Origin of the sequence: Micromonospora sp. NPDC049175 (assembly GCF_043197345.1) — a bacterium.
Lineage (GTDB): Bacteria > Actinomycetota > Actinomycetes > Mycobacteriales > Micromonosporaceae > Micromonospora.
In genome coordinates, this window is sequence record NZ_JBICSY010000013.1 from 105,522 (window position 1) to 129,856 (window position 24,335).

The 24,335-nt window shown below is 71.9% G+C and carries 24 protein-coding genes; 12 read left to right on the top strand and 12 right to left on the bottom strand.

Going from position 1 to position 24,335, the window contains the following annotated elements; all coding sequences use genetic code 11:
- Positions 1-55: 55 nt before the first annotated feature.
- Positions 56-568 carry a potassium channel family protein gene (locus ACGFH8_RS33050; protein ID WP_393375085.1) on the top strand — a complete coding sequence of 171 codons (513 nt, stop codon included), beginning with the start codon at positions 56-58 and terminating at the stop codon, positions 566-568.
- Here the strand turns inward: ACGFH8_RS33050 and ACGFH8_RS33055 are convergent.
- Together ACGFH8_RS33055 and ACGFH8_RS33060 are read right to left on the bottom strand one after the other, a co-directional pair.
- Positions 495-2,036, bottom strand: a complete 1,542-nt coding sequence (locus ACGFH8_RS33055) for an alpha/beta hydrolase (RefSeq protein ID WP_393375158.1) — start codon at positions 2,034-2,036, stop codon at positions 495-497. The genes ACGFH8_RS33050 and ACGFH8_RS33055 overlap by 74 nt on opposite strands.
- 88 nt (positions 2,037-2,124) lie before the next feature.
- A complete protein-coding gene (locus tag ACGFH8_RS33060; protein ID WP_393375087.1) occupies positions 2,125-3,240 on the bottom strand; it encodes an ATP-dependent DNA ligase in 1,116 nt (371 codons plus the stop codon).
- A gap of 135 nt (positions 3,241-3,375) precedes the next feature.
- On the opposite strand from ACGFH8_RS33060, the gene ACGFH8_RS33065 reads away from it, so the two are divergent.
- The 3 genes from ACGFH8_RS33065 (at position 3,376) to ACGFH8_RS33075 (ending at position 4,600) form a co-directional block, all read left to right on the top strand.
- Positions 3,376-3,588 carry a hypothetical protein gene (locus tag ACGFH8_RS33065; RefSeq protein WP_355029384.1) on the top strand — a complete coding sequence of 71 codons (213 nt, stop codon included), beginning with the start codon at positions 3,376-3,378 and terminating at the stop codon, positions 3,586-3,588.
- 95 nt (positions 3,589-3,683) lie between these two features.
- The gene (locus ACGFH8_RS33070; RefSeq protein WP_393375160.1) at positions 3,684-4,112 is read left to right on the top strand and encodes an SRPBCC family protein; all 429 of its coding nucleotides are present in this window, start codon (positions 3,684-3,686) and stop codon (positions 4,110-4,112) included.
- On the top strand, positions 4,100-4,600 hold the full coding sequence (locus ACGFH8_RS33075) for a DUF1990 family protein (protein ID WP_393375090.1): 501 nt from the start codon (positions 4,100-4,102) through the stop codon (positions 4,598-4,600). The genes ACGFH8_RS33070 and ACGFH8_RS33075 overlap by 13 nt, the downstream gene beginning before the upstream one ends.
- A 4-nt stretch (positions 4,601-4,604) precedes the next feature.
- Here the strand turns inward: ACGFH8_RS33075 and ACGFH8_RS33080 are convergent, their stop codons facing one another.
- From ACGFH8_RS33080 to ACGFH8_RS33120, 9 genes are all read right to left on the bottom strand, one after another.
- Positions 4,605-5,525, bottom strand: a complete 921-nt coding sequence (locus tag ACGFH8_RS33080; RefSeq protein ID WP_393375093.1) for a DNA-3-methyladenine glycosylase family protein — start codon at positions 5,523-5,525, stop codon at positions 4,605-4,607.
- Positions 5,526-5,640: 115 nt separating this feature from the next.
- Positions 5,641-6,294 carry a hypothetical protein gene (locus ACGFH8_RS33085; RefSeq protein WP_393375095.1) on the bottom strand — a complete coding sequence of 218 codons (654 nt, stop codon included), beginning with the start codon at positions 6,292-6,294 and terminating at the stop codon, positions 5,641-5,643.
- 203 nt (positions 6,295-6,497) lie between these two features.
- On the bottom strand, positions 6,498-7,274 hold the full coding sequence (locus tag ACGFH8_RS33090; protein ID WP_393375098.1) for an anti-sigma factor family protein: 777 nt from the start codon (positions 7,272-7,274) through the stop codon (positions 6,498-6,500).
- Positions 7,271-7,963 carry a sigma-70 family RNA polymerase sigma factor gene (locus ACGFH8_RS33095; protein ID WP_393375162.1) on the bottom strand — a complete coding sequence of 231 codons (693 nt, stop codon included), beginning with the start codon at positions 7,961-7,963 and terminating at the stop codon, positions 7,271-7,273. Before ACGFH8_RS33095 ends, ACGFH8_RS33090 begins: the two co-directional genes overlap by 4 nt.
- A gap of 125 nt (positions 7,964-8,088) precedes the next feature.
- Complete coding sequence (locus ACGFH8_RS33100) at positions 8,089-8,946, bottom strand: spermidine synthase (RefSeq protein ID WP_393375101.1); 858 nt, start codon at positions 8,944-8,946, stop codon at positions 8,089-8,091.
- A gap of 18 nt (positions 8,947-8,964) precedes the next feature.
- Positions 8,965-9,924 carry a hypothetical protein gene (locus ACGFH8_RS33105; protein WP_393375103.1) on the bottom strand — a complete coding sequence of 320 codons (960 nt, stop codon included), beginning with the start codon at positions 9,922-9,924 and terminating at the stop codon, positions 8,965-8,967.
- A 37-nt stretch (positions 9,925-9,961) separates the two neighbouring features.
- On the bottom strand, positions 9,962-12,436 hold the full coding sequence (locus ACGFH8_RS33110; protein ID WP_393375105.1) for an AAA family ATPase: 2,475 nt from the start codon (positions 12,434-12,436) through the stop codon (positions 9,962-9,964).
- Entirely contained in the window at positions 12,436-13,584 is a 1,149-nt protein-coding gene (locus tag ACGFH8_RS33115) for an exonuclease SbcCD subunit D (protein WP_393375108.1), read from the bottom strand. The genes ACGFH8_RS33110 and ACGFH8_RS33115 overlap by 1 nt, the downstream gene beginning before the upstream one ends.
- Positions 13,585-13,602: 18 nt before the next feature.
- Positions 13,603-15,357, bottom strand: coding sequence for an ATP-binding protein (locus ACGFH8_RS33120; RefSeq protein WP_393375111.1), 1,755 nt, complete (start codon positions 15,355-15,357; stop codon positions 13,603-13,605).
- Between the two features lie 234 nt (positions 15,358-15,591).
- On the opposite strand from ACGFH8_RS33120, the gene ACGFH8_RS33125 reads away from it, so the two are divergent.
- Positions 15,592-16,104, top strand: coding sequence for a SigE family RNA polymerase sigma factor (locus ACGFH8_RS33125; protein ID WP_393375113.1), 513 nt, complete (start codon positions 15,592-15,594; stop codon positions 16,102-16,104).
- A complete protein-coding gene (locus tag ACGFH8_RS33130) occupies positions 16,097-16,834 on the top strand; it encodes a hypothetical protein (RefSeq protein WP_393375115.1) in 738 nt (245 codons plus the stop codon). Before ACGFH8_RS33125 ends, ACGFH8_RS33130 begins: the two co-directional genes overlap by 8 nt.
- 1 nt (position 16,835) lies before the next feature.
- Here ACGFH8_RS33130 and ACGFH8_RS33135 read toward each other — a convergent pair whose 3' ends face one another.
- Positions 16,836-17,582 carry a pyrimidine reductase family protein gene (locus ACGFH8_RS33135; RefSeq protein WP_393375118.1) on the bottom strand — a complete coding sequence of 249 codons (747 nt, stop codon included), beginning with the start codon at positions 17,580-17,582 and terminating at the stop codon, positions 16,836-16,838.
- Between the two features lie 150 nt (positions 17,583-17,732).
- On the opposite strand from ACGFH8_RS33135, the gene ACGFH8_RS33140 reads away from it, so the two are divergent.
- From ACGFH8_RS33140 to ACGFH8_RS33165, 6 genes are all read left to right on the top strand, one after another.
- Positions 17,733-18,296, top strand: a complete 564-nt coding sequence (locus ACGFH8_RS33140; protein ID WP_393375119.1) for a plasmid pRiA4b ORF-3 family protein — start codon at positions 17,733-17,735, stop codon at positions 18,294-18,296.
- Positions 18,297-18,510: 214 nt separating this feature from the next.
- Positions 18,511-19,800, top strand: a complete 1,290-nt coding sequence (locus ACGFH8_RS33145; RefSeq protein ID WP_393375122.1) for an ABC transporter substrate-binding protein — start codon at positions 18,511-18,513, stop codon at positions 19,798-19,800.
- A 113-nt stretch (positions 19,801-19,913) separates the two neighbouring features.
- On the top strand, positions 19,914-20,885 hold the full coding sequence (locus tag ACGFH8_RS33150) for a carbohydrate ABC transporter permease (protein WP_393375124.1): 972 nt from the start codon (positions 19,914-19,916) through the stop codon (positions 20,883-20,885).
- 10 nt (positions 20,886-20,895) lie between these two features.
- Entirely contained in the window at positions 20,896-21,738 is an 843-nt protein-coding gene (locus ACGFH8_RS33155) for a carbohydrate ABC transporter permease (protein ID WP_393375126.1), read from the top strand.
- Positions 21,735-23,156, top strand: a complete 1,422-nt coding sequence (locus tag ACGFH8_RS33160) for a GH1 family beta-glucosidase (RefSeq protein WP_393375129.1) — start codon at positions 21,735-21,737, stop codon at positions 23,154-23,156. The genes ACGFH8_RS33155 and ACGFH8_RS33160 overlap by 4 nt, the downstream gene beginning before the upstream one ends.
- Positions 23,157-23,238: 82 nt before the next feature.
- Positions 23,239-24,285, top strand: a complete 1,047-nt coding sequence (locus tag ACGFH8_RS33165) for a LacI family DNA-binding transcriptional regulator (RefSeq protein WP_393375132.1) — start codon at positions 23,239-23,241, stop codon at positions 24,283-24,285.
- Positions 24,286-24,335 lie beyond the last annotated feature (50 nt).

The window sequence follows — 24,335 nt, forward strand, 5'->3', positions numbered from 1 at the left end:
GCACTGGCGAGCGTGGGCCGGCGCTACTTGCTGGCGACGGGCAACATGGGGCGGCATGGAGCTCCTGCTACTGCCGTTCCGGTGGATATACCGGGCTTTGGTGTGGTTCGCCAACTCGCCCCGCACGCTGATCACCTCGTACCTGCTCATGATCGTGGTAGCCGGTGTCATCTACGGCGAGGTCGAGGAGCGTAGCCCGGCCGACGCCGTCTGGTGGGCGGTGGTGACCGCCTCCACCGTCGGGTACGGCGACATCTCGCCGACCACCTGGGCGGGCCGGACGTTGGCCGCGCTGCTCATCTCGACAATGGTGCTGCTGGTCATCCCGCTGATCACCGCGCACTTCGCGAGCCGGCTCATCGTCGACGACAACGCCTTCGAGCATGAGGAGCAGGAGCAGCTCAAGGCCGACGTACGCCGGATGCGGGCGCTGTTGGAGGAGTTGGCCACCCGGCAGGGGATCGACCTGCCCCCGCTGCCGCCGACCCAGCCGGTCAGCGGAGCGGGCAGCGCTTCCCTTCCGGCGGCACCGTCAGGTCGATCAGGTAGGCGTCGACCGCGTCGGTGATGCAGGACGTCTGCGGGTACGCGGTGTGCCCCTCGCCCTCCCAGGTCAGCACCCGACCGACGCCCAGCATGGACGCGAGCCGTGGCGTCTGCTCGTACGGCGTCGCGGGGTCGCCGGTGGTGCCGACCACCACGATCGGCGGCGCGCCGTTGGCCTTTCCAGTCGGGTACGGGTCACGCCCGCCCGGCCACTCGACGCAGCTCAGCATGCCGACCGCCAGCGCCGGCCCGAACAGCGGATATTTCCCCCGCCACTCGGACTGCAACTGCCGGATCTGCTCCCGGCTCGGCTTCTCCGTCTCGTCCGCGCAGTTGATGGCCAGGTTGGCGTCGAACAGGTTCGAGTAACGCCCGTCGTCGCCGCGGCCGGCGTACGCGTCGGCGAGCCGGAACACGTCCTTCGGATCGCCCTCGGCCAGCTTGTCGATCGCCTGGGCCAGCTCCTGCCAGCCCGATTCGGTGTAGAGCGACGAGATGACCGCGTAGAACACCCAGCCGGCGGTGGCTTCCCGCCCGCGGGCCCCGCGTACCGGGGAGGCCTTGGCCTTGTCGATGGCCGAGGTGACCGCGGCGCGGGCGTCCGGGGCGATCGGGCAGCGGGCGGCGTTCGCCGCGCACCAGCGGGTGAAGTTGGTGAAGGCCCGCTCGAAGCCGCGGGCCTGGCTCTCCGAGCCCTCGACCAGCCGCTGCTGCGGGTCGACGGCGCCGTCGAGCACCAGCGCCCGCACCCGCTGTGGGTAGAGCTGGGCGTACGTGGCGCCGAGCAGCGTGCCGTAGGAGTAGCCCAGGTAGGTGAGCTTGTCGTCGCCCACCGCGGCGCGCACCGCGTCCATGTCGCGGGCAGCCTGCTCGGTGCCGTACAACGGCAACTGGTCCCCGTACCGGTCGCCGCAGCCGCGCCCGATCCGCTGGCTCAGGCCGACGAAGTCGTCGAACTCCGACTGGCTCGCCGGGTCGGGGTCGAAACCGAAACTGGTGTCCAGGTCGGCGTCGGAGATGCACTTCACCGGGCTGGACCGGGAGACCCCGCGCGGGTCGAAACCGACGATGTCGAAGCGCTCGGTGATCGAGGTGGGCAGCCCGCCGAACTGGGGACCGAAGGAGAGGTAGACGGCGGTGTCGACGCCGGAGCCGCCCGGGCCGCCCGGGTTGATCACAAGCGAGCCGACCCGGTCGCGCTGTTTGGTGGAGCGGGCCCGCAGCAGGGCGATCTCGAAGGTCTGCCCGGCGCCCGGGCCGGCGCTCGCCCCGCCGCCGGTGCCCCAGTCGCGGGGCACCGCGATCCGGGCGCACTCGTAGCGCATGTCCGGTGCGCCGCGCCCGACCAGATCCTCGGGCACGTCCGGGCAGGGCCGCCAGGTGGGCGCGCTGCCGGTCGGCGCGGCCGCACCCTCCACCTCGGTGCGTGGCGCGAACGCCGGCAGCGTGCAACCGGCGGTGAGCAACGCCGTGACGGTGAAGGCGGCCAGCGTGCGACGGACCCGGCGACGTGTCGACGGCCGAGGCTGATGGGCGGTGCGGATCACGTGCTCCTCCGTGGTCGGGTCGACGGCCAGGCTACGCCGAGCCACTGGCGGCCCGGTCCACGGTGGCCGCCGGGTCACCGCGCAGCACCTGGTCCACGTCGAAGCGGATCGGCCTGTCGAGCTGGTCGTAACGGCACGACCGGGGGTCGCGGTCCGGGCGCCAGCGGACGAACCTGGCGGTGTGCCGGAACCGCTCGCCCTCCATGGCGTCGTAGCCCACCTCGACCACCAGCTCCGGGCGCACCGGCTCCCACTCCAGGTTCTTGGTGCCGGTCCAGCGGCTCACCCCGCCGGGGATGCGCTGGCCGCGCTCGTGGTCGCCGTGTACCCACGGGTGCTCGCCGCCGGTGTCCCGGTAGGGGGCCAGCTCGTCGAGCAGCTCGGCGCGACGGGCCATGGTGAACGACGCGCTCACCCCCACGTGGTGCAGGACCCCGGCGTCGTCGTAGAGGCCGAGCAGCAGCGAACCCACCACGGGACCGGACTTGTGCCAGCGGAAGCCGGCCACCACCGCGTCGGCGGTGCGGGCGTGCTTGACCTTGGACATCAGGCGCTTGCCCGGCTCGTACGGCAGGTCGGCCGGCTTGACGATCAACCCGTCCAGCCCGGCGCCCTCGAACACGTCGAACCAGCGGCGGGCGGTGTCGGGATCGGTGGTGACCTGGGTGACGTGCACCGGCGGGCGCACTCCGGCCAGCGCCTCGACCAACCGCTCGCGGCGAAGCGGATAGGGCTGGTCGAGCAGCGCCTCGTCACCGATGGCCAGCAGGTCGAACGCGACGAAATCGGCAGGTGTGGTCTCGGCCAGCAGCTTCACCCGGGACGCGGCCGGGTGGATGCGCTGGGCCAGCAGCTCGAAATCCAACCGGGGTTGGCCGCTCGGCCCGTCCCGCCGGATGACGATCAACTCCCCGTCGACCGCGCAGCGCTCGGGCAACTGCCGGCGGGCCTGATCGACCACCTCGGGAAAATAGCGGGTCATCGACTTGCCGCCCCGGCTGGCCAGCTCGACCTCGTCACCGTCGCGGAACACGATGCACCGGAACCCGTCCCACTTGGGCTCGTAGGTCAGGCCGGACGCCGTGGGAAGCTTGGCGACGCTCTTGGCAAGCATCGGCTCGACCGGAGGATTGATCGGCAGGTCCACGGCGACCAGTCAATCAGACGGCACCGACAGTCGTGAGGCAGATCACCCTGGGTGCCGTGGTGGCGTGTCCGCCCACGCGCCGCTCGTCCCGACCGGGCGAATCGGATAACCGCAGGTCAGAGCTACTTTCGCGAGGTGTCCGAGTGGGTCTGTGACTGCTGCGGGCGGTGGCGGGTGAGCGTCGAGCTGATCCGGGGCCGCTACCGCTACCGGCTGACCCGCCGCTACCCGCAGCGGTTCGGTGGCGGCCGGAACGTGCTCGGCGAGGTCGGTTCGGTGCCTGAGCTGGAGGAACTGCTGCGGCTGCGTACCCCGCTGAGCCTGGCCGACCTCCGCGAAGCCGCCTGATCCCACCGGGGTTGCGCGCGGGTGTCACGATCCATCCGGCGGCCTCGTCCGCACCCGTGGGTGGTGCGCTACGGCACCGCCGGGGAGGGGACGTGATGCGGTTCGAAGCCACGGCCGAGATCGCCGCCGACGCCGAGCAGGTCTGGGCCGTGCTCGTCGACGTGGAGCGCTGGCCGGAGTGGACGACCTCGGTGACCCGGGTCGAGCGGGGGGAGTCGGGGCCGTTCGCCGTCGGCGCGACCGCCCGGTTGACCCAGCCGAAGCTACGGCCGGCGGTGTGGCGGGTCACCGAGCTGACCGAGGGACGGGAGTTCACCTGGGTCTCCGACACGCCCGGGGTGCGTACCCGGGGGGAGCACCGGCTGGTGCCGCTGCCGGACGGGCGTACCCGGGTCGAGCTGGCCATCGACCAGTCCGGCCCGTTGGCCGGCCTGATCGGCCGGCTGTACGGCGGCCTGCTCCGGCGCTACCTGCGCCTGGAGGCCGACGGTCTCAAGCAGCGGAGCGAGCGGTGGCCGAGCTGACGTACCCGGAGGTGGGGGCGACCCGGCACCTGCCGCTCCCCGGCGGGTACCACCACCTGCGCCACAGGTATCCGTTGCCGGCCGGCTGCTTCGAGACGGCGGCCGAGGCGGTGCTCAGTTGGCGGTTGCACCGCGCCGCCGGCGTCCGGATGCGCACCGATGCCCCCCGCGCCACCGAAGGCGTGCTGGTCAGCGCTGGCCTGGGCGTCGGCCCGGCCCGCATCTGGGGGCCGTGCCGGGTGATCTGGAGCGAGGAGTCGCCGGGGCTCGCGGGCTTCGGCTACGGCACCCTGGCCGGGCACCCGGAGCGGGGCGAGGAGGCGTTCGTGGTCGGCCGCGACGACGACGGCGCGGTTTGGTTCGAGGTACGCGCGTTCAGCCGCCCGAGCCGCTGGTTCACCCGTGCCGGTGGCCCGGCGGTCCGGGGCGTGCAGCACGCGTACGCGTGGTGGCTCGGCCGCACCCTGCGCCGGCTCTGCGCGCGCTGAGGCGCTAGTACCGGGCGAACGAGCGGATCGGGGCGCGCGGGCCATACTTCGGCGCCCCGATGCCGGCGGCGCCCAGCAGCAGGCAGACGCGGCCCCGGTGCCCCCGGAACGGCTCCAGCAGGGCCAACATCCGGGCGTCGTCGCCTCTCGGCTCGCCGGCGAGCGCCCAGGCCACCGTGTTCGGGACGTGGTAGTCGCCGACGCTCACCGCGTCCGGGTCCCCGTACGCGACCCGGACCACCTCGGCGGCCGTCCACGGCCCGATGCCGGCAATGGCGGTGAGTCGACGGGTGGCGTCGGCGGCGTCGGCGCTGCGCTCCAACCGGTCGGCGAGCGCGGCGGCGCGGCGCAGTGTGTCGGCCCGGCGTTGCTCCACGCCGAACGGGTGGAACACCCAGTACGGGGTGGCGGCCACCGCGGCGGCCTCGGGCGGCAGCAGCAGCGACGGCAACGGCCCGGGCGCCGGCTCCCGGAAGTGCCGCACGGTCGCCGCGTACGCCCGGTACGCCTCCTTGACGGTGACCTTCTGCTCGAAGACCACGCGCAGCAGCCGGGGAAAGACCTGCCCGGTGCGGGGCATCCGCAGCCCCCGGTGTTCCCGCGCCAGCCGGGCCACCAGCGGGTGCGCCCCGGCCAGTTCGGCGAAGCCGGTCAGGTCGTCGTGCAGCCCGGCGATCGCGTCGGCCCGCGCCACCACGTGCGCGGCGCCCGGCCCGTAGCCCTCGGCGACCAGGTCACCGGCGGACGCTCGGAGCGCCAGGGTGGCCGGCCCGTCCGGGGTGCGGGTGGCCCACCAGAAGGTGTCGCCGACGACGCGGGCGCACGGGTCGTACGGGGTGAACGTCAGCGCACGGACCGACGCCGCCAGCCGGTAGCCGACCGGCGGGCGCAGCACCCGGGTCGCGGCGGGTTCGGTGTCGGTCACCCCACTACTTTGCCAGGTCGCGGCGTGGTCACGGCCACCGCCGGCCCCGACGGGCACAACTGTGGCCGGCCGCGCCCTCCCCGGCTGCGACCGGCCACAGTTGTGCCCGTGGCGATCAGTACGAGTAGCCCGAGCCCCCGGCGTCGTTGGCGCCGCTGTCCGCGGGCGGCGCGACCGGCTTCGGCGTGGAGGTGGGCAGGCAGCTGAGGTTCTTCTTGCCGTCCGGCTGGACCACGAACCAGGTGCCGCCAACCGCCTGGCCCTTCCACTGGCCGGGCTTCTTGTCGCCGATGTAGCGGTAGACCGGCCAGCCGGCGATGGTGAGCTGACGGGTGCCGTCCTGGCGGGTCACGCTGCTGACCTTGTCGTCGGAGACGCCGGCGAGCTGCGGGTTGCCGTCGGTCAGCGCCGGCGGCCACACCTCGGCGCACTTGTCGACGCAGTTCGACGACGGCGGGTCGGCGGTGTCCTTGTCGAAGCGGTAGAGGATCCAGCCGTCCTGGTCGGTGACCACCTTGCCCATCCGGGCGACGCTCTTGCCGACCAGTTTCTCGGTCAGGTCGACGTTCGCGGGCGGCGCGTCGGCGGCGGCCGGTGGCGCCTCCGCGGACGCCGATGCCTCGGCTTCAACCGACGCGCTGGGCTCGGCCGCGGCGACGGCGACCGGCTCGGCCGCGCTCGAGTTCGCCCCGTCGTAACCTGCGGGAGCGCAGGCCGTTAGTGCGACCATCGCGCTCGCGACGATGACGGTCCGCTTCATCTGTGCCACGTGCCCTCCTCATTCTTGGCGTTTCACCCATAGGTACGGAAGGCAGGCTGTCAAGGTTGAAGTAACCACAGTGGTCAATTTCACGTGGATTGGTTGAACCGATTCGAGCGGGAATGCGTACGCACCCGATGCGGGGCTTCTCCGGCAACGACAGATCGGCGCCGGCCATTGTCACAAAGGCCGGCGCCGATCGGTACGCGAGACTACATCGGTAGCGTGACCAGCGGACTCGCCACACCGTTGGCGTCCACCGACTGCACCTGGAGTTGCTTGATGTCATCCACCGGAGCCGACGTCGACGCGCTCAACTCCAGACCCTGCGGTCGGGTGTTGGTGCCGTAACCGCCGTCCGGCACCGACCAGGTCGAAACGACCTCGGTGCTGGCGTTCTTCCGCACCACCACCAACCGGCAGACGCGCGGCCCGGGCAGCTTGCGCAGAACGAAATTGATCCGAGTCCCGTACTCCCGTTTCACCAGGAACATGGTCGTCTGCACACCTGTCGTGGGGTCGGTGGCCTCGACCTGGTCGCCCTCCTCCTCGGTGCCGCCGACACCCGGGCCGCTCGGCGGGGCCGTCGGCGCGCTCGTCGTCGGCTCGGCCGGCGCGCTCGGCGTCGAACCGGCGAGCGGCGCCGGGTCGCTGTCGGTCACGTTGACGAAGCCGTAACCGGTCAGACCGCCGAAGACCACCACCGCGGCGGCCGTCGCGAGCATCTGACGAAACCGGGTACGCCGCCGGTCGGCCCGCACCGCGCCCAGCGTCCGGTTGAGCAACGCCGGGTCGGTCGCCGTCTGCTCCAGCGCCATCATCGTCTCGCCGTCGATGTCGGAGAGCAGGCCGACCACCGGCACCATCGTCTCCAACTCGGCCGCACACGCCCAGCAGGTGGCGAGATGCTCCTCGAACCGCTCGGTGTCCTGCTCGTCGAGCACCCCGAGCGCGTACGCCGCGACGTCCATGTGGTCCGGCCGGCTCATTCTGTCACCCCCCGCTCCTGCAGAGCCGTGCGCAGCGCGCGCAGCGCGTAGTAGACCCTCGACTTGGCAGTGCCCAGTGGCAGCCCCAACTCCTCGGCTGCCTCCGGCACCGTCCGCCCCCGGAAGTACGTCGAGATCAGGATCTCCCGGTGCGACTGACTGAGCGTACGCAGCGCGTCCGCCACCGTCATGGTCCGCAGCACCCGGTCGGTGCTGTCCGCCTCGGCGAACGCGGTGAGGTCCCGGTCGTACGTCTCCGGCGGCCGGGCCTCCTGGCTGCGGTGCTCGTCGATGGCGATCCGACGGGCCACCGTGACCAGCCACGGCCGCAGCGACCCCTGCCCCTGCGTACCCAGGCGGTGCGCGTTGCGCCAGGCCCGCAGCAGCGTCTCCTGGACGATGTCCTCCGCGCGCTGCCGGTCCCCCCCGGTGAGACGCATGACGAACATCAGCAACGGGCCGGCGTGCTCGGCGTAGAGCAACCGGATCAACTGGTCGGAGTGGCTGGCCTCGGTTGTCGTCGCCTGATGGCGTCCGGGCGCCGGTCGCGGCGTCACCGGACCATTCTGGCGAGACGTCGCATGCGCGTCGACCCCCCGGGCAGACGACGTCGGCCGTGACGAGGACCGCGCCGACATCCAGTCCGCGCCGACCACGTCGCCATGCCAACCGGCCGCCACCGCGTGCATGCAGACCTCCGGGGTATCCGTGACCATCGCCGGCCCACGAAGCGGGCCGCCCGGTGGTACGCAGCAGCGCCCCGAGCGGATCAACGAACGGCGGAAATTTTTCCCCGCCGTCGTTGAGTGGACGGTCAGCGGCGGACGGAGAACAGGCCCGGTGGCGGTGGATCCGAGCCGGTGGCGTCGGCGTCGCGCACCACGGGCGCCCCGCCGGCGAAGCGGTCCAACTCGTCGCCGGCCACCACCCGACCAGGGAACCAGTCGCCGGCGGCGCGCCGGGTCAGCTCCGGCACCGGCGGCGCGGACCGCCCGGCGACAAGCACCAGATTTCCGTACCGGCGGCCCCGCAACACCGCCGCGTCGCTGACCAGGCAGGCCTGCGGCAACACCGAGCGGACCGTGGCGACCTGCCCACGCGCGTGCCGCAGCGGCGGACCGTCGGCCAGGTTCGCCAGATACCAGCCCGCCGGGCGGAGCACCCGGGCCACCTCGGCCGCGTACTCCGCCGAGGTGAGATGAGCCGGGGTACGGGCACCGGCGAACACGTCGGCGACCACCACGTCGTAACTGGCGTCCCGGGTGGCGGTCAACACGGCCCGCGCATCCTCCACCCGGACCCGCAGCCGGGCGTCGGACGGCCACGGCAGCACCCTGCGGACCAGCTCGACAAGCGCGCCGTCCACCTCGGCCACCCGCTGGGTGGAGCCGGGCCGGGTGACCGACACGTAGCGGGGCAGGGTCAGGGCCCCACCACCCAGATGCAGCACCCGCAGCGGCGCACCCGCCGGTGCGACCAGGTCCACCGCGGCGGCCAACCGCCGCACGTACTCGAACTCCAGGTGCGTCGGATCGGTCAGGTCGACGTGCGACTGCGGCGCGCCGTCCAGCAGCAGCGTCCACGAGCCGGCCCGGTCCGGGTCCGGCACCAGCTCGGCCTGCCCGGTGTCGACCTGCTCGACCACCCGGTCAGCCGCCCGCCTACGTCCCATTCCGACAAGTATCCGCGGTCAACGGGCCGCACGGGCCGCGGCGGTCAACGCGCGGTGCAGCAGCCGGGAATCGCCGAGCAGGGCACGCAGTCGACGCTCCAACCCGGCGATCGGGATCAGATTCTGTGGGGCCCGCGGGTCCTTGTACGGGGTGGAGGCGAAGCGGGGCAGCGTGACAAGCGACAGGTCCGCCAGCTCGATCGCCGCCTCGACGGGCAGGTCGGCCGAACACTCCACCCGGACGATGCCCGCCCACGGTGCGCCGATCGCCACCGGCAACCGCAAATACCACGACCAGCCACCCCAGGCGGTGCCCAGCCGGAACACCGGGGACCGCTCACCCGACGCCATACCCGTCACCACGGCCGTCAGCCGGGCATCCAGATACTGGCTGTGCTGGGTCTTGATGTAGCCCAGGGTGCGCGGCAACTGCCGGCGACTGCGCAACGGGCCGTCCACCACCAGCAGGTCACCGTCGACCCGGGCGGCGTCGGACACCGCCACCTCCAGCGCGGTCAGTGGGCCCTGCACGGCGGCCGGCAGCTTCGCCAACTCACCGGTGCCACCCACCCGGTGCACCGGGTAGCGGATCGCGCCGGCCACCACGTCCTGCGCCGACGGGCTCGCCGTGAACAGACCCCGACCGACCCGGGTGCCGGCCAACTGCGCCGCACCCCGGCCCAGGTCGCACCGAACCACCCCGGCCGCGTACGAGGCGGCCAGACCGGGGAACGACACCCCGTCGGCCTCCGCCGTCCAGATGCTCGCGTCGATCCGGCGGACCCCGTCGACGAGCAACACCACGTCGGGCGCCCGCACCCCCGGCCGTGTCCCGATCGCCCGCCAGTCCACCGCGGGCAGCTCCACGTCCGCGTCGACCTGCGCGCTGCTCGGCGCGGCCGGCCCGGCGGCCGACGCCTCGAACGACGCCCCGTACGCCGGATCCCACGAGTCGACGAAGAACGCGGCGTCGCTCACCGGCCGGACCGTCCCATCCGCGTCGCGCTCCTCGCGCTCACCGGCCGGTCCGTTCCACGCGCGCGGACCGCGCGTCCTTGCGCACCTCGAAGCGGACCGGGATGCGTTCGGCCAACGCCGGCACGTGGGTGACCACGCCGACCATCCGGTCGCCCCGGGCGGCCAGGTTTTCCAACGTGGCGGCGACCGTGTCCAGGGTCGCCGCGTCGAGCGTGCCGAAGCCCTCGTCCAGGACTATCGACTCCAGGCTCGCCGCCGTGGTCGACATCCCGGCGAGCTGCTCGGAGAGCGCCAACGCCAACGCCAGCGACGCCTGGAACGTCTCACCGCCGGAGAGGGTGCGCACACCCCGGCGCAGCCCCGCGTCGTGGTGGTCGACGACCACGAACTCGCCCTTGTCGTGCACCAGCTCGTACTGGCCGGAGGACAGCTCCCGCAGGATCCCCGACGCGCCGTCGACGAGCAGGTCCAACGCCTCGGCCAGCAACCACCGTTCGAAGTTGTTGGCCCGCAGGTGCCCGGCGAGCGCGCGCGCCACCTGCGCCTCCCGCTCGTGCCCGGCCCGCTGCTCGCGCAGCGTGCCGGCCTGCTCCCGGCGCTCCCGCAGCCGGCGTCGGTCGGCGTCGGCCCGCTCCACCGCCACGGTCGCCGCGTGCACCGGATCGTCGCCGACCGGCACGTCGGCGTCGGCGAAGATGCCGGCGATGCGCCGCCGCACCGCGTCGGCCACCGCCTCGGCCTCGGCGACCGCGACGGCCCGGCTCGCCCGGTCGGCGCGGCGGCGATCCGCCTCCGTGGTTGACCAACCGGTGAGCGCTGCCCAGGCGGCGGCCACGTCGTCCCGATCGGTCGCCGGTGGGCCGAACCGCGCCAACCCGTCCCGGGACGTGTCGAAGGCACGCCACGCCGCCCGCAGTCGCTCCTCGGCGGCATCCACCCCGGCCCGGGCCTGGCGCGCGGCCTCGCGGCCGGCCCGCACCGCGGTCGCCGCCTCCTCCAGCGCGCGCCGCAACCGGGCGTGCTCGGCCAACTCCCGGCGCAACACGGCCGGCTCGGCCGCGCCGGCGAGCTGCCCGTCCAACTCGGCCAGTCGGGCGTCCACCTGCTCCTGCCGGGCCCGCGCCTGCACCAGCAGGCGTTCCAGGTCACGCGCCGCCGCGTCCCGCTGCTGCACGGTCGCCTGCGCGGCCTTGGTCGCGGCCCGCGCCGCCTTGCCCGCCGCCGTCGCTGCCGCCACCGCCGAATCGGCAGGCACCGCCGGCACCCGCTCCACTGGCTGCTCGCAGACCGGGCAGGCCGCGCCGGCGTGCAGGTGCACCCGCAGGCTGACCGCCAGGTCGGTGGCCTTCGCCTCCTCGTGTGCCCGGAAGGCCGCCTCCAGCTCGGCGTCGGCCCGCTCGGCCGCCGCGCGGGCCACCGCCAGCGCGGCCACCGCCGTGGCGTGCTCGTCGTGCGCCACCCGCACCGCCGCGCGGACCGTGTCGGCCTCGCCGGACAAGCGGTCCCGATCGTCGTACGCCCGCAGTTGCAGTCGCACCGCGCTCTCGTCGCCGGCGGCGGCCAGCTCGCCGCGCAGCTTCTCCTCCCGCTCCTCGGCCAACGACACCGCGGTCGCCGCCGCCTCGGCGTCGGCCCGCGCCGCGGTGACCGCGCGGGCCACCTCGGCCACCCCACGCGGCGCGCGTACGCCGGTGAGGACGGCCAGCTCGTCGTCGAGGGCGGTGAGCGCCGCCTCGGCCTCCCGTGCGGTGACCCGGGCAGCCGCCAGCTCCGGCACCGCCTCGGCCACCGTGCCGGCCAGCTCGACCATCCGGTCGACCCGCGCGTCGGCCTCGGCCAACGCCTCGTCGTCCACGCCGGTCAAACCGGCGAGCACCTGGTCGACCGCCTCCAGCCGGGCCTCCGCCTGCGCGGCGCGCGCCGTCGCCTTCTTCTGCACATCCTCGTAGACGCCGAGGCCGAGCAGGTTGACCAGGATCTGCTGCCGGGTCGCCGGCTTGGCGTGCAGGAAGTCCGCGAACTGCCCCTGCGGCAGCACCACACAGCTGGTGAACTGCTCGTACGGCAGCCCGACCGCCTCCAGCACCGCCTGCTCCATCTCGGCGGGGGTGCCGGCCACCACCTCACCGAGATCGTCCGGGCTCAACCCGGTGTCCAGTTTGGTCACGTCGAAGCCGGCCGGCATGAGCTGCAACCCGGCGTTCGCGGTCTTCACGTTGCCCCGGCCGTCCCGGCGGACCACCCGGGTCGCCACGTACCGGGCGCCGCCGGACTCGAAGACCAACCGCACCCGCGCCTCGGTCGCCGACGGCGCGAGCGCGTTCGCCAACCCCCGCGCGCCACCCCAGCGGGGCACCATGCCGTAGAGGGCGAAGCAGATGGCGTCCAGCACCGTGGACTTGCCCGAACCGGTGGGGCCGATCAGCGCGAAGAAGTCGGCGTCGGTGAAGTCGACAGTGGTCTCGTCCCGGAAGACCGTGAACCCGGCCATGTCCAACCGCATCGGACGCATCAGTGATCGACCTCCTCGAAAAGCTCGTCGAAGAGCTCCCGGACACCCTCGTCGGCGTGGCCCCGGCTGTCCAGGTAGTCGGCGAACAACTCCCGCGGCGAACGCCCCGAGCGTTGCGCGATGCGGGCGCCGCTGCCCGGGGCGGTCAGCAGCTCCGGGTCGATCCGGATCTCCAGTGCCCGGGGGAGCAGCTCCTGCACCTCCTCGCGCAGACCGGCGCGGGGTTGCTCGCGCACGTACACCCGCAGCCAGGCGTCCGGCGCCTCGATCTCGGCGAGCTGGGCCAGGGTGCCCCGCACCGTGCGCAGCGCGCTCGCCGCGGTCACCGGCACCTCCCACACCCGGGCGGCGGTGCTGGCCGTCACCTCGACGATCGTCACCGAGGGAACGTTTTCCTGCTCACCGAAGTCGACGGCGAGCGGGCTGCCGCTGTAGCGCACCGGGCAGGGACCGATGACCCGCTGCGCCCGGTGCAGGTGACCCAGCGCCACGTAGTGCGCGGTGGACGGGAAGACGGTGGCCGGGACGGCGTAGCCCAGCACGGTGTGCGCGTCGCGTTCGCCGCCACCGGTGGCCGCGCCGGTCACCGTCAGGTGCGCGGTGACGAGGTGCACCCGGTCCGGCTCGGTGAAACTCTCGGTGAGCCGCCCCAGCACCCGGCCCAGGTGGTCGGCGTACGTCTGGTTGGTCTCCGCGGCGGTCAGCTCGTACATCTCCAGCGCGCGCACCGCGTACCGCTGGGACAGGAACGGCAGCGCGGCCAGCCGCCACCGCTCACCGCCGGCCGTGGTGCCGTCGATCACGTGCTCGTCGGGATCTTCTCGCACCCCGCCGCGCAGGGTGATGCCGGCGGCATCGGCCCACGGACGCAGCGCGTCCAGCGCGGGGCCGTTGTCGTGGTTGCCGCCGATCGCGACCACGTCCGCGCCGGTGCGCCGCAGCGCCGTCAACGCCCGGGTGACCAGCCGGGTCGCCTCCGAGCTGGGCGCTGCGGTGTCGTAGAGGTCACCGGCGACGATCACCAGATCCGGCTGCTCGGCGCGGGCGATCTCGATCACCCCGGCCAGCACGGCCTTGTGCTCGTCGGCCCGGGACTGCCCCTTGAGCACCTTTCCCACGTGCCAGTCGGAGGTGTGCAGGATCTTCATGGCTGTGCCGGCCCCTACCTAGAACGGGATGTCGTCGTCGGTGCTGCCGCCGCCGGAGCCCACCACGGCGAACGGGTCGGCGGACTGCGTGATCGAGCGCAGCGTCTCCGATGGCGCCCGGCCCGCCTCGGAGACCCGGGTCGCCCAGGCCGGGAACGGGAACTCCAGGCAGAGCGGCACCGGGATGTCCGGCTGGTTGACGAACATCGTGCCCGGCTTGGCCAGCAGCGCCCGCTGCCGCTGCGCCGGCGGGAGGAAGCCGTACTCCGGGCGGGACGCCTCGGCCGGGTCGAGCCGGCCGACCACCCGGATCGCCGAGTTGGTGACGATGCGCCGCTCCACCTCACTCGCCGTCTGCTGCGCGCCGATCAGGATCACCCCGAGCGAGCGGCCCCGCTCGGCGATGTCGAGCAGGACCTCCTTGATCGGGGAGGAGCCCTCCCGGGGCGCGTACTTGTTGAGCTCGTCGAGGACGACGAACAGCAGCGGCTTGGCGGTGCCGGACTTCTCCTTGCGCTCGAACTCGCTCTTGAGCGTCACACCCACCACGAACCGCTGCGCGCGGTCCGGAAGGTTGTGCAGGTCGACCACCGTGACCTGGGCCGATTCGCTGGTGTTGATCGAGTGGGGGCGGCGGGTGGCCAGGTCGCCACGGATCAGCCGGGCCAGGTCCTTCTTGCTGCCGATCAGCCGTCGGGCGAACGCGTTGACGGTGCCCAGCCCCACCGCGCTGCCGGCCCAGTCGGAGCGGGTCTCGTCGTCGTTGAGCGCGTCGACGATGTGGTCCACCAGGTCGCCGTAGGAGCCGAGCCGCACCCCGTCGATGCTCACCCCGCCGTCGGCCGGCTGGGCGTAACGCGCCAGGTGCGCGGCCACCGAGTGGACCACCATCGTGTACTGCTGGCGCTCGTCGTCGGCATCGGCGAAGACGTAGGGCAGCAGGCGGTCGGCGCAGAACTCGCTGAGCGTCCAGTAGAACGAGTCGACCCCGGTGAGGCGGCTGCTCACATCCGGCGTGCCGGCCGCGTCACCGACGCGGGGCGGGGCGTACACCCGCACGTCGGGGAAGGCGCCGGCGCTCAACCCGAGCTTCGCGTACGCCGCGCGGGTCGGCTCGTCGAGACGGGTGTTGGGGTGGTCGAGGAAGAGCAGGTCCTCGCCCTTGACGTTGAAGATCAGCGCCTTGGCGTTCACCGCGTCGCCGCCCAGCACGCCGGAGCGGAAGACCGAGTAGAGCAGGAAGGTCGCGAAGCTGGTCTTGGTGGCCACCCCGGAGATGCCGGAGATGGAGACGTGCGCGCCCCGGCTGCCGTCGAGGAAGTCGGCGTTGAGGTAGACCGGGACGCCGTCGCGACCCATCCCCATCGGGATGCGCCGCTCCATCCGGTCGAAGTGCAGCGCCCGCGCCCGGGCGTCACCCTCGGCCCGGTGCACCACGGCGCCCGGGGTCGGCGGCACGTACAGCTCCGGATCGACACGCGTCGTGGTGATCTCGGCCGCCTCCTGCACCTGCGCGGGCAGCGTGCCGTCCGCGATGGCGAACACGTCGGAGTCGAACTGGGCGCCCTCGTGCCGAGCACGGACCTGGGTGACGACGCCGGCGATCGTCACCGGCTCCCGGTTGGGCAACTCGCGCCGGGTGACCACCACGTCGTCGAGCTGGAGATAACTGCCGGGCGCCACGGCCGTCCAGAACTGCAACGGGGTGGCGTCGGCGGTGCCCAGCACCCGCCCGACCGCCTCGCCAGGACTGTCGAGGTCGGCGTCGGTCATCGGGCGTTTCGGGTCGGTCGGGCAGCACGGTCGGGAACCATGCTGTGCATCCTGCCCGAGGAGTACGACAGGTCGCCACGCGACGCGTCGGACGACACCCTGCTCCGTCCCGCCGCTGACGCTGGGTGCCCGGCCGCGAACACGGTGTCGCGATCCGCGTGACTCGGGTACGTCGCCGATGCCCGACACTCAACCTCGGGGCCGGCGGCCGCGTTATCCAGACATGGAGCCCGCATGAGTGACGACTTCGACGTCTTCGTTTCGACAAGTGGTCCTCGGCTCCTGCGTTTCGCCGTTCTGATCACCGGACAACGAGCGGACGCCGAGGACCTGTTGCAGGAGGTCCTGGTGCAGGCGTACCCACGCTGGCGGACGGTGCGGGAACGACAGCCGGAGGCCTACCTGCGCCGCGCCATGACCAATCGCCTGATCAGCCGCTGGCGCTCACCGTGGAGTCGACGTCGGGTCGCCGAGCTGCCGGATGACCTCGCTCACCCGGACGAGTCGGGTCGGGTGGACGATCGCGAACTGCTGCTGGACGCGCTGCGTCAACTCCCACCCCGGATGCGGGCCGTCGTCGTGCTCCGGTACTGGCTCGGTTGCACCGAGGCGGAGACGGCTGCCGAACTGGGCTGCTCCGCCGGGTCGGTGAAGAGCCAGGCGTCCCGTGGCCTGCGCCGACTGCGGGCTGGTCTGGAAGGCGCCGGCGCGATCCCGATCGACGTCGCGGAGGGGAACCATGCGTGACCACGAGGTCGCCGAACTGCTCGATCGCGCCGTCGCCGACGTCGAGTTGCCGGCGGGCTTCACCACCCGGGTCGTCGCCGGCAGCCGGAACCGGCGACGGCGACGACTCCTGCTCGGCGGGGGTGCGCTTGCCGTCCTGGTGGCGCTCGCGACCCCGCTGGTGCCAGCGAACCGACCGGCCGGCCGGGGGACCAGCGTCGTGGATCCCCGTGTCGAGCCCGGGGTCCTGGCCGGCATCGTCGGCGCCGACGGCACGCCCGCCACGGCGGAGCGGGTGGTCGCGGTGGGTCGGGCCGGCACGGAGACGCTCGTGGTGCTGCGCCGTGGCGCGCGGGCGGAGGAGTCGACGGCGGGGGGACAGGCGGCCGAGGTGTGGATCGCGCCCGATGGCGGCGACCCGCGCCGGGCACTCGACTACCTCTCGTACGACCTGGGCTGCCTCGACGGTGACCAGGTCTGCGCGGAGGTCCGGTCCACGGGTGGCGGGCTGGGGCTGGCGGTCGCCTACCGCTCGGGCGACCGGTTCGTCGTCCTGGCACAGGCGCCCGAGGGCCGCACGATCGAGGTGGTCGCCGACGGGGTGCGCCATCCGGTCGGCGCGGCGCCGCACGGCGCGGTGGTCGAGGTGGTCGCCGACGAACCGTACGACGACGTGCAGGTGTGGGCCACCGTGGCGGATGGCCGGCGGTACCGGATCGTGTGGGAGCCCGGTGCCGTGCTGACGGGCTGAGTCACGGGCGGGCGTGGCGGAGCATGAGCACGCCGTCCTCGGCGGCGAGCACGTGGCGCAACGGCAGGTGCCGGGGCGGCGCGGTGTCGCCGGCGGTGATCCGGCCCGACCCCGGCCCCGCGAGCAGGGGCGAGACGGTCAGGCACAACTCGTCCACCAGATCGGCGGCGGTGAGCGCGCCGAACAGGTGCGGGCCGCCCTCGCAGAGCAGTTGGGTGAGCCCGCGTCGGTGCAGTTCGGCGAGGCCGGCGGCCAGGTCGACCCGCTCGGTGCCGCGGCGCAGCAGGTCGGCGACGTCGGTCAGGCCGGGCGGCGGCTCGGCGTCGGCGTGGGTGAGCACGATCGGTCGGGTCGGCGCGTCGGCGAACGCGGCCTGCGCCGGATCCAGGTCCAGCGAGCCGGAGACGACCACGAGCGTGGGGTACTCGGCCAGCCCGTGCTCGCGTCGCCAGGCACGGCGCCGCTCGTCGAGGCGGATCGCGCGGTATCCCTCGTGGCGCAGTGTGCCCGCGGCCACCACCAGCGCGTCGCAGAGCATCCGCAGCAGCGCGAACACCCGCTTGTCCGGCTGGCCGGAGAGGCCCGCGGAGTAGTCGTCCACGCTGACCGCGCCGTCCAGGCTGGTGACGAAGTTGACCCGCAGGCGGGGCTCGTCCGCCCGGTGGTAGAGGGCGGTCAGCGCGGCGTCGTCGAGTGGTTGCGTCGACGGCTCGGGCCAGAGCCGTCGGATCGGAATTCCGACGGTCATTCGCCGGCCGGACCGGTGACCGGAGGGGTCGGTTCGGCGGTACGGTGCTGACAGTCGCACCAGTTCCGGCCCGGGCACTCGTCGTGCCGCCGGGCCCGGCACGCTCGGCAGATCATGCTCGCAGCCTAAGCCGCGGGAGGACAGGACAGGATGCCGCGTCAGATCTTCCAGCTGAAGATGTCCCTCGCCGGCGTCCGCCCGCCGGTGTGGCGACGGGTCCTCGTGCCGGCCGGCTACACGCTGGACCGGCTGCACCGGGTGGTGCAGCACGCGATGGGGTGGCGCGACTGCCACCTGCACTCGTTCGAGATCGACGCCATGCCGTACGGCGAGCCCGACCCGGACGGGGAGTTGGCGCTGCACGACGAGATGGACGTGCGGTTGGACGCGGTGCTTGGCAAGGGCAGCAGGTTCTCCTACACCTACGACTTCGGCGACTGGTGGGAGCACGACCTGGTCGTGGAGGACGCGCTGACCGCGGACCCCGACGAGCGGTACCCGGTCTGTCTGGACGGTGAGCGGGCCTGCCCGCCGGAGGGTGTCGGCGGGCCGCCGGGCTACCAGGCGCTCCTGGTCGCGTTGGCCGACGACGGCGCCGCGGCCGGCCCGGTCGATCCCCGGCACGCGACGCTGCGCGACTGGGCCGGGTCCACATTTGACCCGTCCCGGTTTGACCCGGATCGGACCACCACCCTGCTCCGCCGCTTCTGCTGAAATCGACGCAGGCCGAGGCTTGATTGGGGGCCCCGGTGGAGCGGTAACGATCTGGGAACGCTCCCAACACCCTATTGACACCCCCGTTACCTGTCGGCAATCTCATGGGAGCGCTCCCGGAGGTGGCATGGGTCACTCACACACCCTGGCGTGGCGCGATGAGCACCCCCCCACCACACACATCAGCCTCACCACCGGAAAGAGGGGTCAGCGAATGAGTGTCACCACGCGGCGTACCCGCCTGGCGGCCGCTGCCCTGGCCGCGATCACCGCGGTCAGCGGTCTCGCAGCCTGCGGCAACGACGACGACAAGCCGGCGGCCGGCGAGAAGCCGACCAAGCTGGTCGTCGACACCTTCAGCGAGTTCGGCTACGACGAGCTCGTCAAGCAGTACGAGAAGGACACCGGCATCAAGGTCGAGCTGCGCAAGACCGCGCAGCTCAGCGAGTACCGGCCGAAGCTGGTCCGCTACCTGGCCACCGGCAAGGGCGCGGCGGACGTCACCGCCCTGGAAGAGGGCATCCTCAACGAGTTCAAGACCAACCCGAAGAACTGGGCCGACCTCAACCCCCTGATCGCCGACCACTCCAAGGAGTTCCTGCCCTGGAAGTGGGAGCTGGGCAAGGCGCAGGACGGTCGGCTGATCGGCCTTCCGACCGACGTCGGCAGCCTCGCCGTCTGCTACCGCAAGGACCTGTTCCAGGCCGCCGGTCTGCCCACCGAGCGCGACCAGGTGTCGGCGCTCTGGCCGGACTGGAAGGGCTTCCACGACGCCGGCCTGAAGTACAAGCAGGGCAGCGGTGGCAAGGCGTTCGTCGACTCGATCACCGCCGTCTCCAACGGTGTGATGTTCCAGGGCAACGGTGACCTGTTCTACGACAAGGAAAACAACATCATCGCGGACACCAGCCCCGCGGTGAAGAACGCGTGGGACACCGCCACCTCGATGGCGGACATCTCCGCCAAGGCGCAGACCTGGTCGCCGGAGTGGTCGGGTGGCTTCAAGCAGGGCACCTTCGCGGTCACCTTCTGCCCGTCCTGGATGCTCGGCATCGTGTCGGACAACTCCGGTGCGGCCAACAAGGGCAAGTGGGATGTCGCGGCCGTTCCGGGCGGCGGCGGCAACTGGGGTGGCTCGTGGCTCGCGGTTCCGGAGCAGAGCAAGTACCCGAAGGAGGCGGCGAAGCTCGCCGAGTACCTGACCAACGCGAAGAGCCAGGTGGACGCCTTCAAGCTCAAGGGCCCGCTGCCCACGAACCTGGAGGCGCTGAAGAACGACGCGTTCCTCAGCTACACCAACGAGTACTTCAGCAACGCGCCGACCGGCAAGATCTTCGGGGAGAGCGTCGCCAAGATCCAGCCGACCTACCTGGGTCCGAAGCACCAGGCGGTGAAGGAGAACGCGTTCGAGCCGGCCCTGCGGGCGTTCGAGAACGGGCGGGCCGACAAGGCGAAGGCCTGGGAGCAGTTCACCAAGGACGCCAAGACTCAGGGTGCCTTCTGAGTGAGTGATTCCCTGCCGGTGGCGTTCGGGGGTTCCCGGACGCCACCGGCCGGTCCCCTCCGCGTAGCGCCCTGCGCGAGGGCCCCCGGGCCTCGCCGGAAAAGGAAATTCGCATGAGCCTGTCGGCCACGACGGCACCGCCGTCGCCAGCAGCACCGCCTTCTCCCGACGTCTCTTCCCGACGTAGCCGGGCAAGGTTACTCAACCGTCTCGACGTCAAGTACTCGCCGTACCTCTACATCGCCCCGTTCTTCCTGATCTTCGGCGTGTTCGGGTTGTACCCGATGCTGCGTACCGTCTGGATGTCCCTGCACGACTGGGACATGATCGGCGACCACTCGTTCATCGGCTTCGACAACTACACCCGGCTCGTGTCCGACGAGTACTTCTGGAACGCCCTCGTCAACACGTTGGGCATCTTCGCCCTGTCGACGATCCCGCAGTTGTTGCTCGCCCTCTTCCTGGCGAACCTGCTCAACCGGACCTTCCTGCGCGCCAAGACCTTCTTCCGGATGGCCATCTTCGTGCCGAACGTGGTGTCGGTGGCCGCGGTCGCGATCGTCTTCGGAATGCTGTTCCAGAAGGAGTTCGGCCTGTTCAACTGGCTGCTCAGCCTCGTCGGTGTCGACGCGGTCGACTGGGACGGGCAGCGGTGGAGCTCCTGGTTCGCCATCTCCACGATGGTCAACTGGCGGTGGACCGGTTACAACACCCTGATCCTGCTCGCCGGCATGCAGGCGATCCCGAAGGACCTCTACGAGGCCGCGGCGATCGACGGCGCGAGCCCGTGGCGGCAGTTCTGGCAGATCACCCTGCCGATGCTCAAGCCCACCTTCATCTTCGTGGTCATCCTCTCCACGATCGGCGGCATGCAGCTCTTCACCGAGCCCCTGCTCTTCGCCAACGGCAACATCCTCGGCGGCGACCAGCGGGAGTTCCAGACGCTGGCCATGTACATGTACGAGATGGGCATCGAGAACCTGAGCACCGCCGGTTACGGAGCCGCTGTCGCCTGGGCGATCTTCATGATCATCGTCGTGGTGTCGCTGTTCAACTTCCTACTCGTCCGCCGCTCGGCGAAGTGAGGAGAGATCGATGACCTCGGCCTCCCAGCGCCTGTGGCGCACAAGTCCGCTGACCTACGTCGCGCTCGTCCTGGCGGCGCTGCTGTCGATCTACCCGTTCTACTACATGCTGGTGATCGCCACTCGCAGCCTGGACCAGATCAACGACGTGCCGCCACCGATCACCCCGGCCGGCGCGTTCGGTGACAACTTCCAGCGGGTGCTCGACAACGACGCCGCCAACTTCTTCACCGGCATGATGAACTCGGTCATCGTCTCCTCGGTGGTCACCCTGTCGGTGGTGCTCACCGGTTCGCTGGCCGGGTTCGCCTTCGCCAAGCTGCGGTTCCGGGGCAGCAACGCCCTCCTGCTGACGATCATCGTCACCATGATGATCCCGACCCAGATGGGGCTCATCCCGCTCTGGAGCATGATGCAGGACCTGGGCTGGTACGACACCCTCTACGCGGTCACCGTGCCGTTCCTGGTCACCGGCTTCGGCGTGTTCATGATGCGGCAGTACGCCACCCAGGCGATCTCCGACGAGCTGATCGAGGCCGGTCGGGTCGACGGGGCGAGCACGTTCCGGATCTACTGGAGCATCGTGCTGCCCGCGCTGCGCCCCGCCGCCGGCGTCCTCGGTCTGCTGACCTTCATGGAGACCTGGAACTCGTTCATCTGGCCGTACGCCATCCTCACCCCGGAGAACCCGACCCTGCAGGTCTCGCTCTCCTTCCTGTCGTACGCCTACTACACCGACTACTCCCAGGTGTTCGCCGCCACCGCGATCGGGACCATCCCCCTCGTGCTCGTATTTCTCGTGTTCGGCCGCCAGATCATCGGCGGGATCATGGAAGGTGCCGTCAAGTCGTGAGCAACCCCGCCAGCCCCAACGCCGTCGACGTTCTCGACGACCGTCCCGGGCTGACCTTCCCACCCGGATTCCTGTGGGGGGCCGCGACAGCGGCATACCAGATCGAGGGGGCTGCGGCCGAGGACGGCCGTACCCCGTCGATCTGGGACACCTTCAGCCACACCGACGGTCGGGTCGTCGCCGGGCACACCGGCGACGTCGCGTGCGACCACTACCACCGGCTCGGCGGCGACGTCGCCCTGATGGCGGAGCTGGGCCTCAAGTCGTACCGTTTCTCGGTCTCCTGGTCCCGGGTGCAGCCCGGCGGCACCGGCGCGGCCAACCCACAGGGGTTGGACTTCTACCGCCGGCTGGTCGACGAGTTGCTGGCCAACGGCATCGAGCCGTGGCTGACCCTCTACCACTGGGACCTGCCCCAGCCGCTGGAGGACGCCGGCGGCTGGCCGGCCCGGGACACCGCGGCCCGCTTCGCCGACTACACGACGCTGCTGGCCGACGCGCTCGGTGACCGGGTGCGCTACTGGACCACGCTGAACGAGCCGTGGTGCTCGGCGTTCCTCGGCTACGGCTCCGGTGTGCACGCACCCGGCCGCACCGACGGCGCGGACGCGGTGCGCGCCGGGCACCACCTGATGCTCGGTCACGGCCTGTCCGTGCAGGCGCTGCGGGCGGCCCGGCCGACCGCCGAGGTGGGCGTGACGGTGAACCTCTACCCGGTCGACCCGGCCAGCGACGCCCCGGCGGACGTGGACGCCGCCCGCCGGATCGACGGGTTGGCCAACCGGTTCTTCCTCGACCCGCTGCTGCGGGGGTCGTACCCGGAGGACCTGGTGGCCGACCTGAGCACGGTGACCGACTTCGGCCACGTGCGCGACGGCGACCTGGCGACCATCGCCACGCCGCTGGACCTCGTCGGGGTCAACTACTACAGCCGGCACGTGGTCGCCGCGGCGACCGAGGGCGCCGCGACCGACCCGGCGCCCTCCTGCTGGCCGGGCAGCGAGGACGTCCGGTTCGTCACCCGTGGCGTTCCGGTGACCGACATGGGCTGGGAGATCGACGCCCCGGGCCTGGCCGAGACGCTGCGTCGGGTGCACGATTACACCGACCTGCCGCTGTACGTCACCGAGAACGGCTCCGCGTTCGTCGACTCGGTGGTCGACGGGCAGGTCGACGACGTCGATCGGCTGGCCTACTTCGACGCCCACCTGCGCGCCGCGCACGAAGCGATCAACGACGGAGTTCCCCTGCGGGGATACTTCGCCTGGTCGTTGATGGATAATTTCGAATGGGCCTGGGGTTACACCAAGCGGTTCGGCATGATCCACGTCGACTACGACAGCCAGGTCCGCACCCCCAAGTCCAGCGCCAAGTGGTACGCCTCGGTGATCCGGCGCAACGGTCTGGCCGCACAATAGGCTCGGGCCAGCCATCAGGACGGTCCTGGCGTCCACCTCTAGCAGGTGGCGCCGGGTCCGCCCGCCGTCGGAGGAGCAGACGATGACAACGCAGCGCACCCGGTCGCTCGGGCGCCCGACCCTCGATGCGGTCGCGGCGCGCGCCGGTGTCGGTCGGGGCACGGTCTCCCGCGTGGTCAACGGCTCGCCGCAGGTCAGTCCGGAGGCCCGGGCCGCGGTCCAACAGGCCATCGCCGAGCTGGGGTACGTGCCGAACCGAGCCGCCCGCGCGCTCGTCACCCAGCGGACCGACTCCGTCGCGCTCGTGGTGTCCGAGTCCGGTGAGCGGGTCTTCACCGAGCCGTTCTTCGCCGCGATCGTCCGGGGGATCAGCTCCGGCCTGCTGGAGACGCCGATGCAGCTCTGGCTGGCCATGGCGCAGTCGCCGGTGGAGCGGGAGCGGGTCGAGCACCACCTGACCAACCAGCACGTCGACGGCGTACTGCTGTTGTCGCTGCACGACTCCGACCCACTGCCGACGCTGCTGGAGGAGCGCGGCCTGCCCGCGGTCCTCGGCGGTCGGCCCGCCCGCATGCTCCAACCGGGCGCCCAACCGGCCTGGTTCGTCGACGTGGACAACGTTGGCGGGGCCCGGCAGGCGGTCGAGTACCTGGCGATGCAGGGGCGACGTCGCATCGCCACCATCGCCGGCACCCAGGACATGGGCGTCGGCCTGGCCCGCCTGGCCGGCTACACCGAGGCGGTGAAGGCCACCGGGGCCGGCGTCAACCCCGACCTGATCGCGTACGGCGACTTCAGCGAGGGCAGCGGCGCGAGCGCCATGCGCCGACTGTTGGACGTCTGCCCGGACCTGGACGCGGTATTCGTCGCGTCCGACCTGATGGCGTTCGGCGCGCTGCGTACGCTGCGTGAGGCTGGCCGGCGGGTGCCGGAGGACGTCGCGGTGATCGGCTTCGACGACGCGACGATCGCCCTGCGGGCGGATCCGCCGCTGACCACTGTCTTCCAGCCGGTGGAGGAGATGGGCCGGCAGATGGCCCGCCTGCTGGTGGCCCGGATCCGCGGCGAGGACCTGTCGGCCACACACATCCTTCTGGACACCCAGCTGGTCCACCGCGCCAGCGCCTGACCCCCACCCCCGGGGTTTCTCCGTTGATCATGGAGTTGTTGCCGTGACAC

Bases quoted from the DNA above. Each gene is read 5' to 3' on its own strand.
- ACGFH8_RS33050 (WP_393375085.1), top strand. From the start codon at position 56: ATGGAGCTCCTGCTACTGCCGTTCCGGTGGATATACCGGGCTTTGGTG.
- ACGFH8_RS33070 (WP_393375160.1), top strand. From the start codon at position 3,684: ATGCGGTTCGAAGCCACGGCCGAGATCGCCGCCGACGCCGAGCAGGTC.
- ACGFH8_RS33090 (WP_393375098.1), bottom strand. From the start codon at position 7,274: ATGAGCCGGCCGGACCACATGGACGTCGCGGCGTACGCGCTCGGGGTG.
- ACGFH8_RS33095 (WP_393375162.1), bottom strand. From the start codon at position 7,963: ATGCACGCGGTGGCGGCCGGTTGGCATGGCGACGTGGTCGGCGCGGAC.
- ACGFH8_RS33100 (WP_393375101.1), bottom strand. From the start codon at position 8,946: ATGGGACGTAGGCGGGCGGCTGACCGGGTGGTCGAGCAGGTCGACACC.
- ACGFH8_RS33110 (WP_393375105.1), bottom strand. From the start codon at position 12,436: ATGCGTCCGATGCGGTTGGACATGGCCGGGTTCACGGTCTTCCGGGAC.
- ACGFH8_RS33115 (WP_393375108.1), bottom strand. From the start codon at position 13,584: ATGAAGATCCTGCACACCTCCGACTGGCACGTGGGAAAGGTGCTCAAG.
- ACGFH8_RS33120 (WP_393375111.1), bottom strand. From the start codon at position 15,357: ATGACCGACGCCGACCTCGACAGTCCTGGCGAGGCGGTCGGGCGGGTG.
- ACGFH8_RS33125 (WP_393375113.1), top strand. From the start codon at position 15,592: ATGAGTGACGACTTCGACGTCTTCGTTTCGACAAGTGGTCCTCGGCTC.
- ACGFH8_RS33130 (WP_393375115.1), top strand. From the start codon at position 16,097: ATGCGTGACCACGAGGTCGCCGAACTGCTCGATCGCGCCGTCGCCGAC.
- ACGFH8_RS33135 (WP_393375118.1), bottom strand. From the start codon at position 17,582: ATGACCGTCGGAATTCCGATCCGACGGCTCTGGCCCGAGCCGTCGACG.
- ACGFH8_RS33140 (WP_393375119.1), top strand. From the start codon at position 17,733: ATGCCGCGTCAGATCTTCCAGCTGAAGATGTCCCTCGCCGGCGTCCGC.
- ACGFH8_RS33145 (WP_393375122.1), top strand. From the start codon at position 18,511: ATGAGTGTCACCACGCGGCGTACCCGCCTGGCGGCCGCTGCCCTGGCC.
- ACGFH8_RS33150 (WP_393375124.1), top strand. From the start codon at position 19,914: ATGAGCCTGTCGGCCACGACGGCACCGCCGTCGCCAGCAGCACCGCCT.
- ACGFH8_RS33155 (WP_393375126.1), top strand. From the start codon at position 20,896: ATGACCTCGGCCTCCCAGCGCCTGTGGCGCACAAGTCCGCTGACCTAC.
- ACGFH8_RS33165 (WP_393375132.1), top strand. From the start codon at position 23,239: ATGACAACGCAGCGCACCCGGTCGCTCGGGCGCCCGACCCTCGATGCG.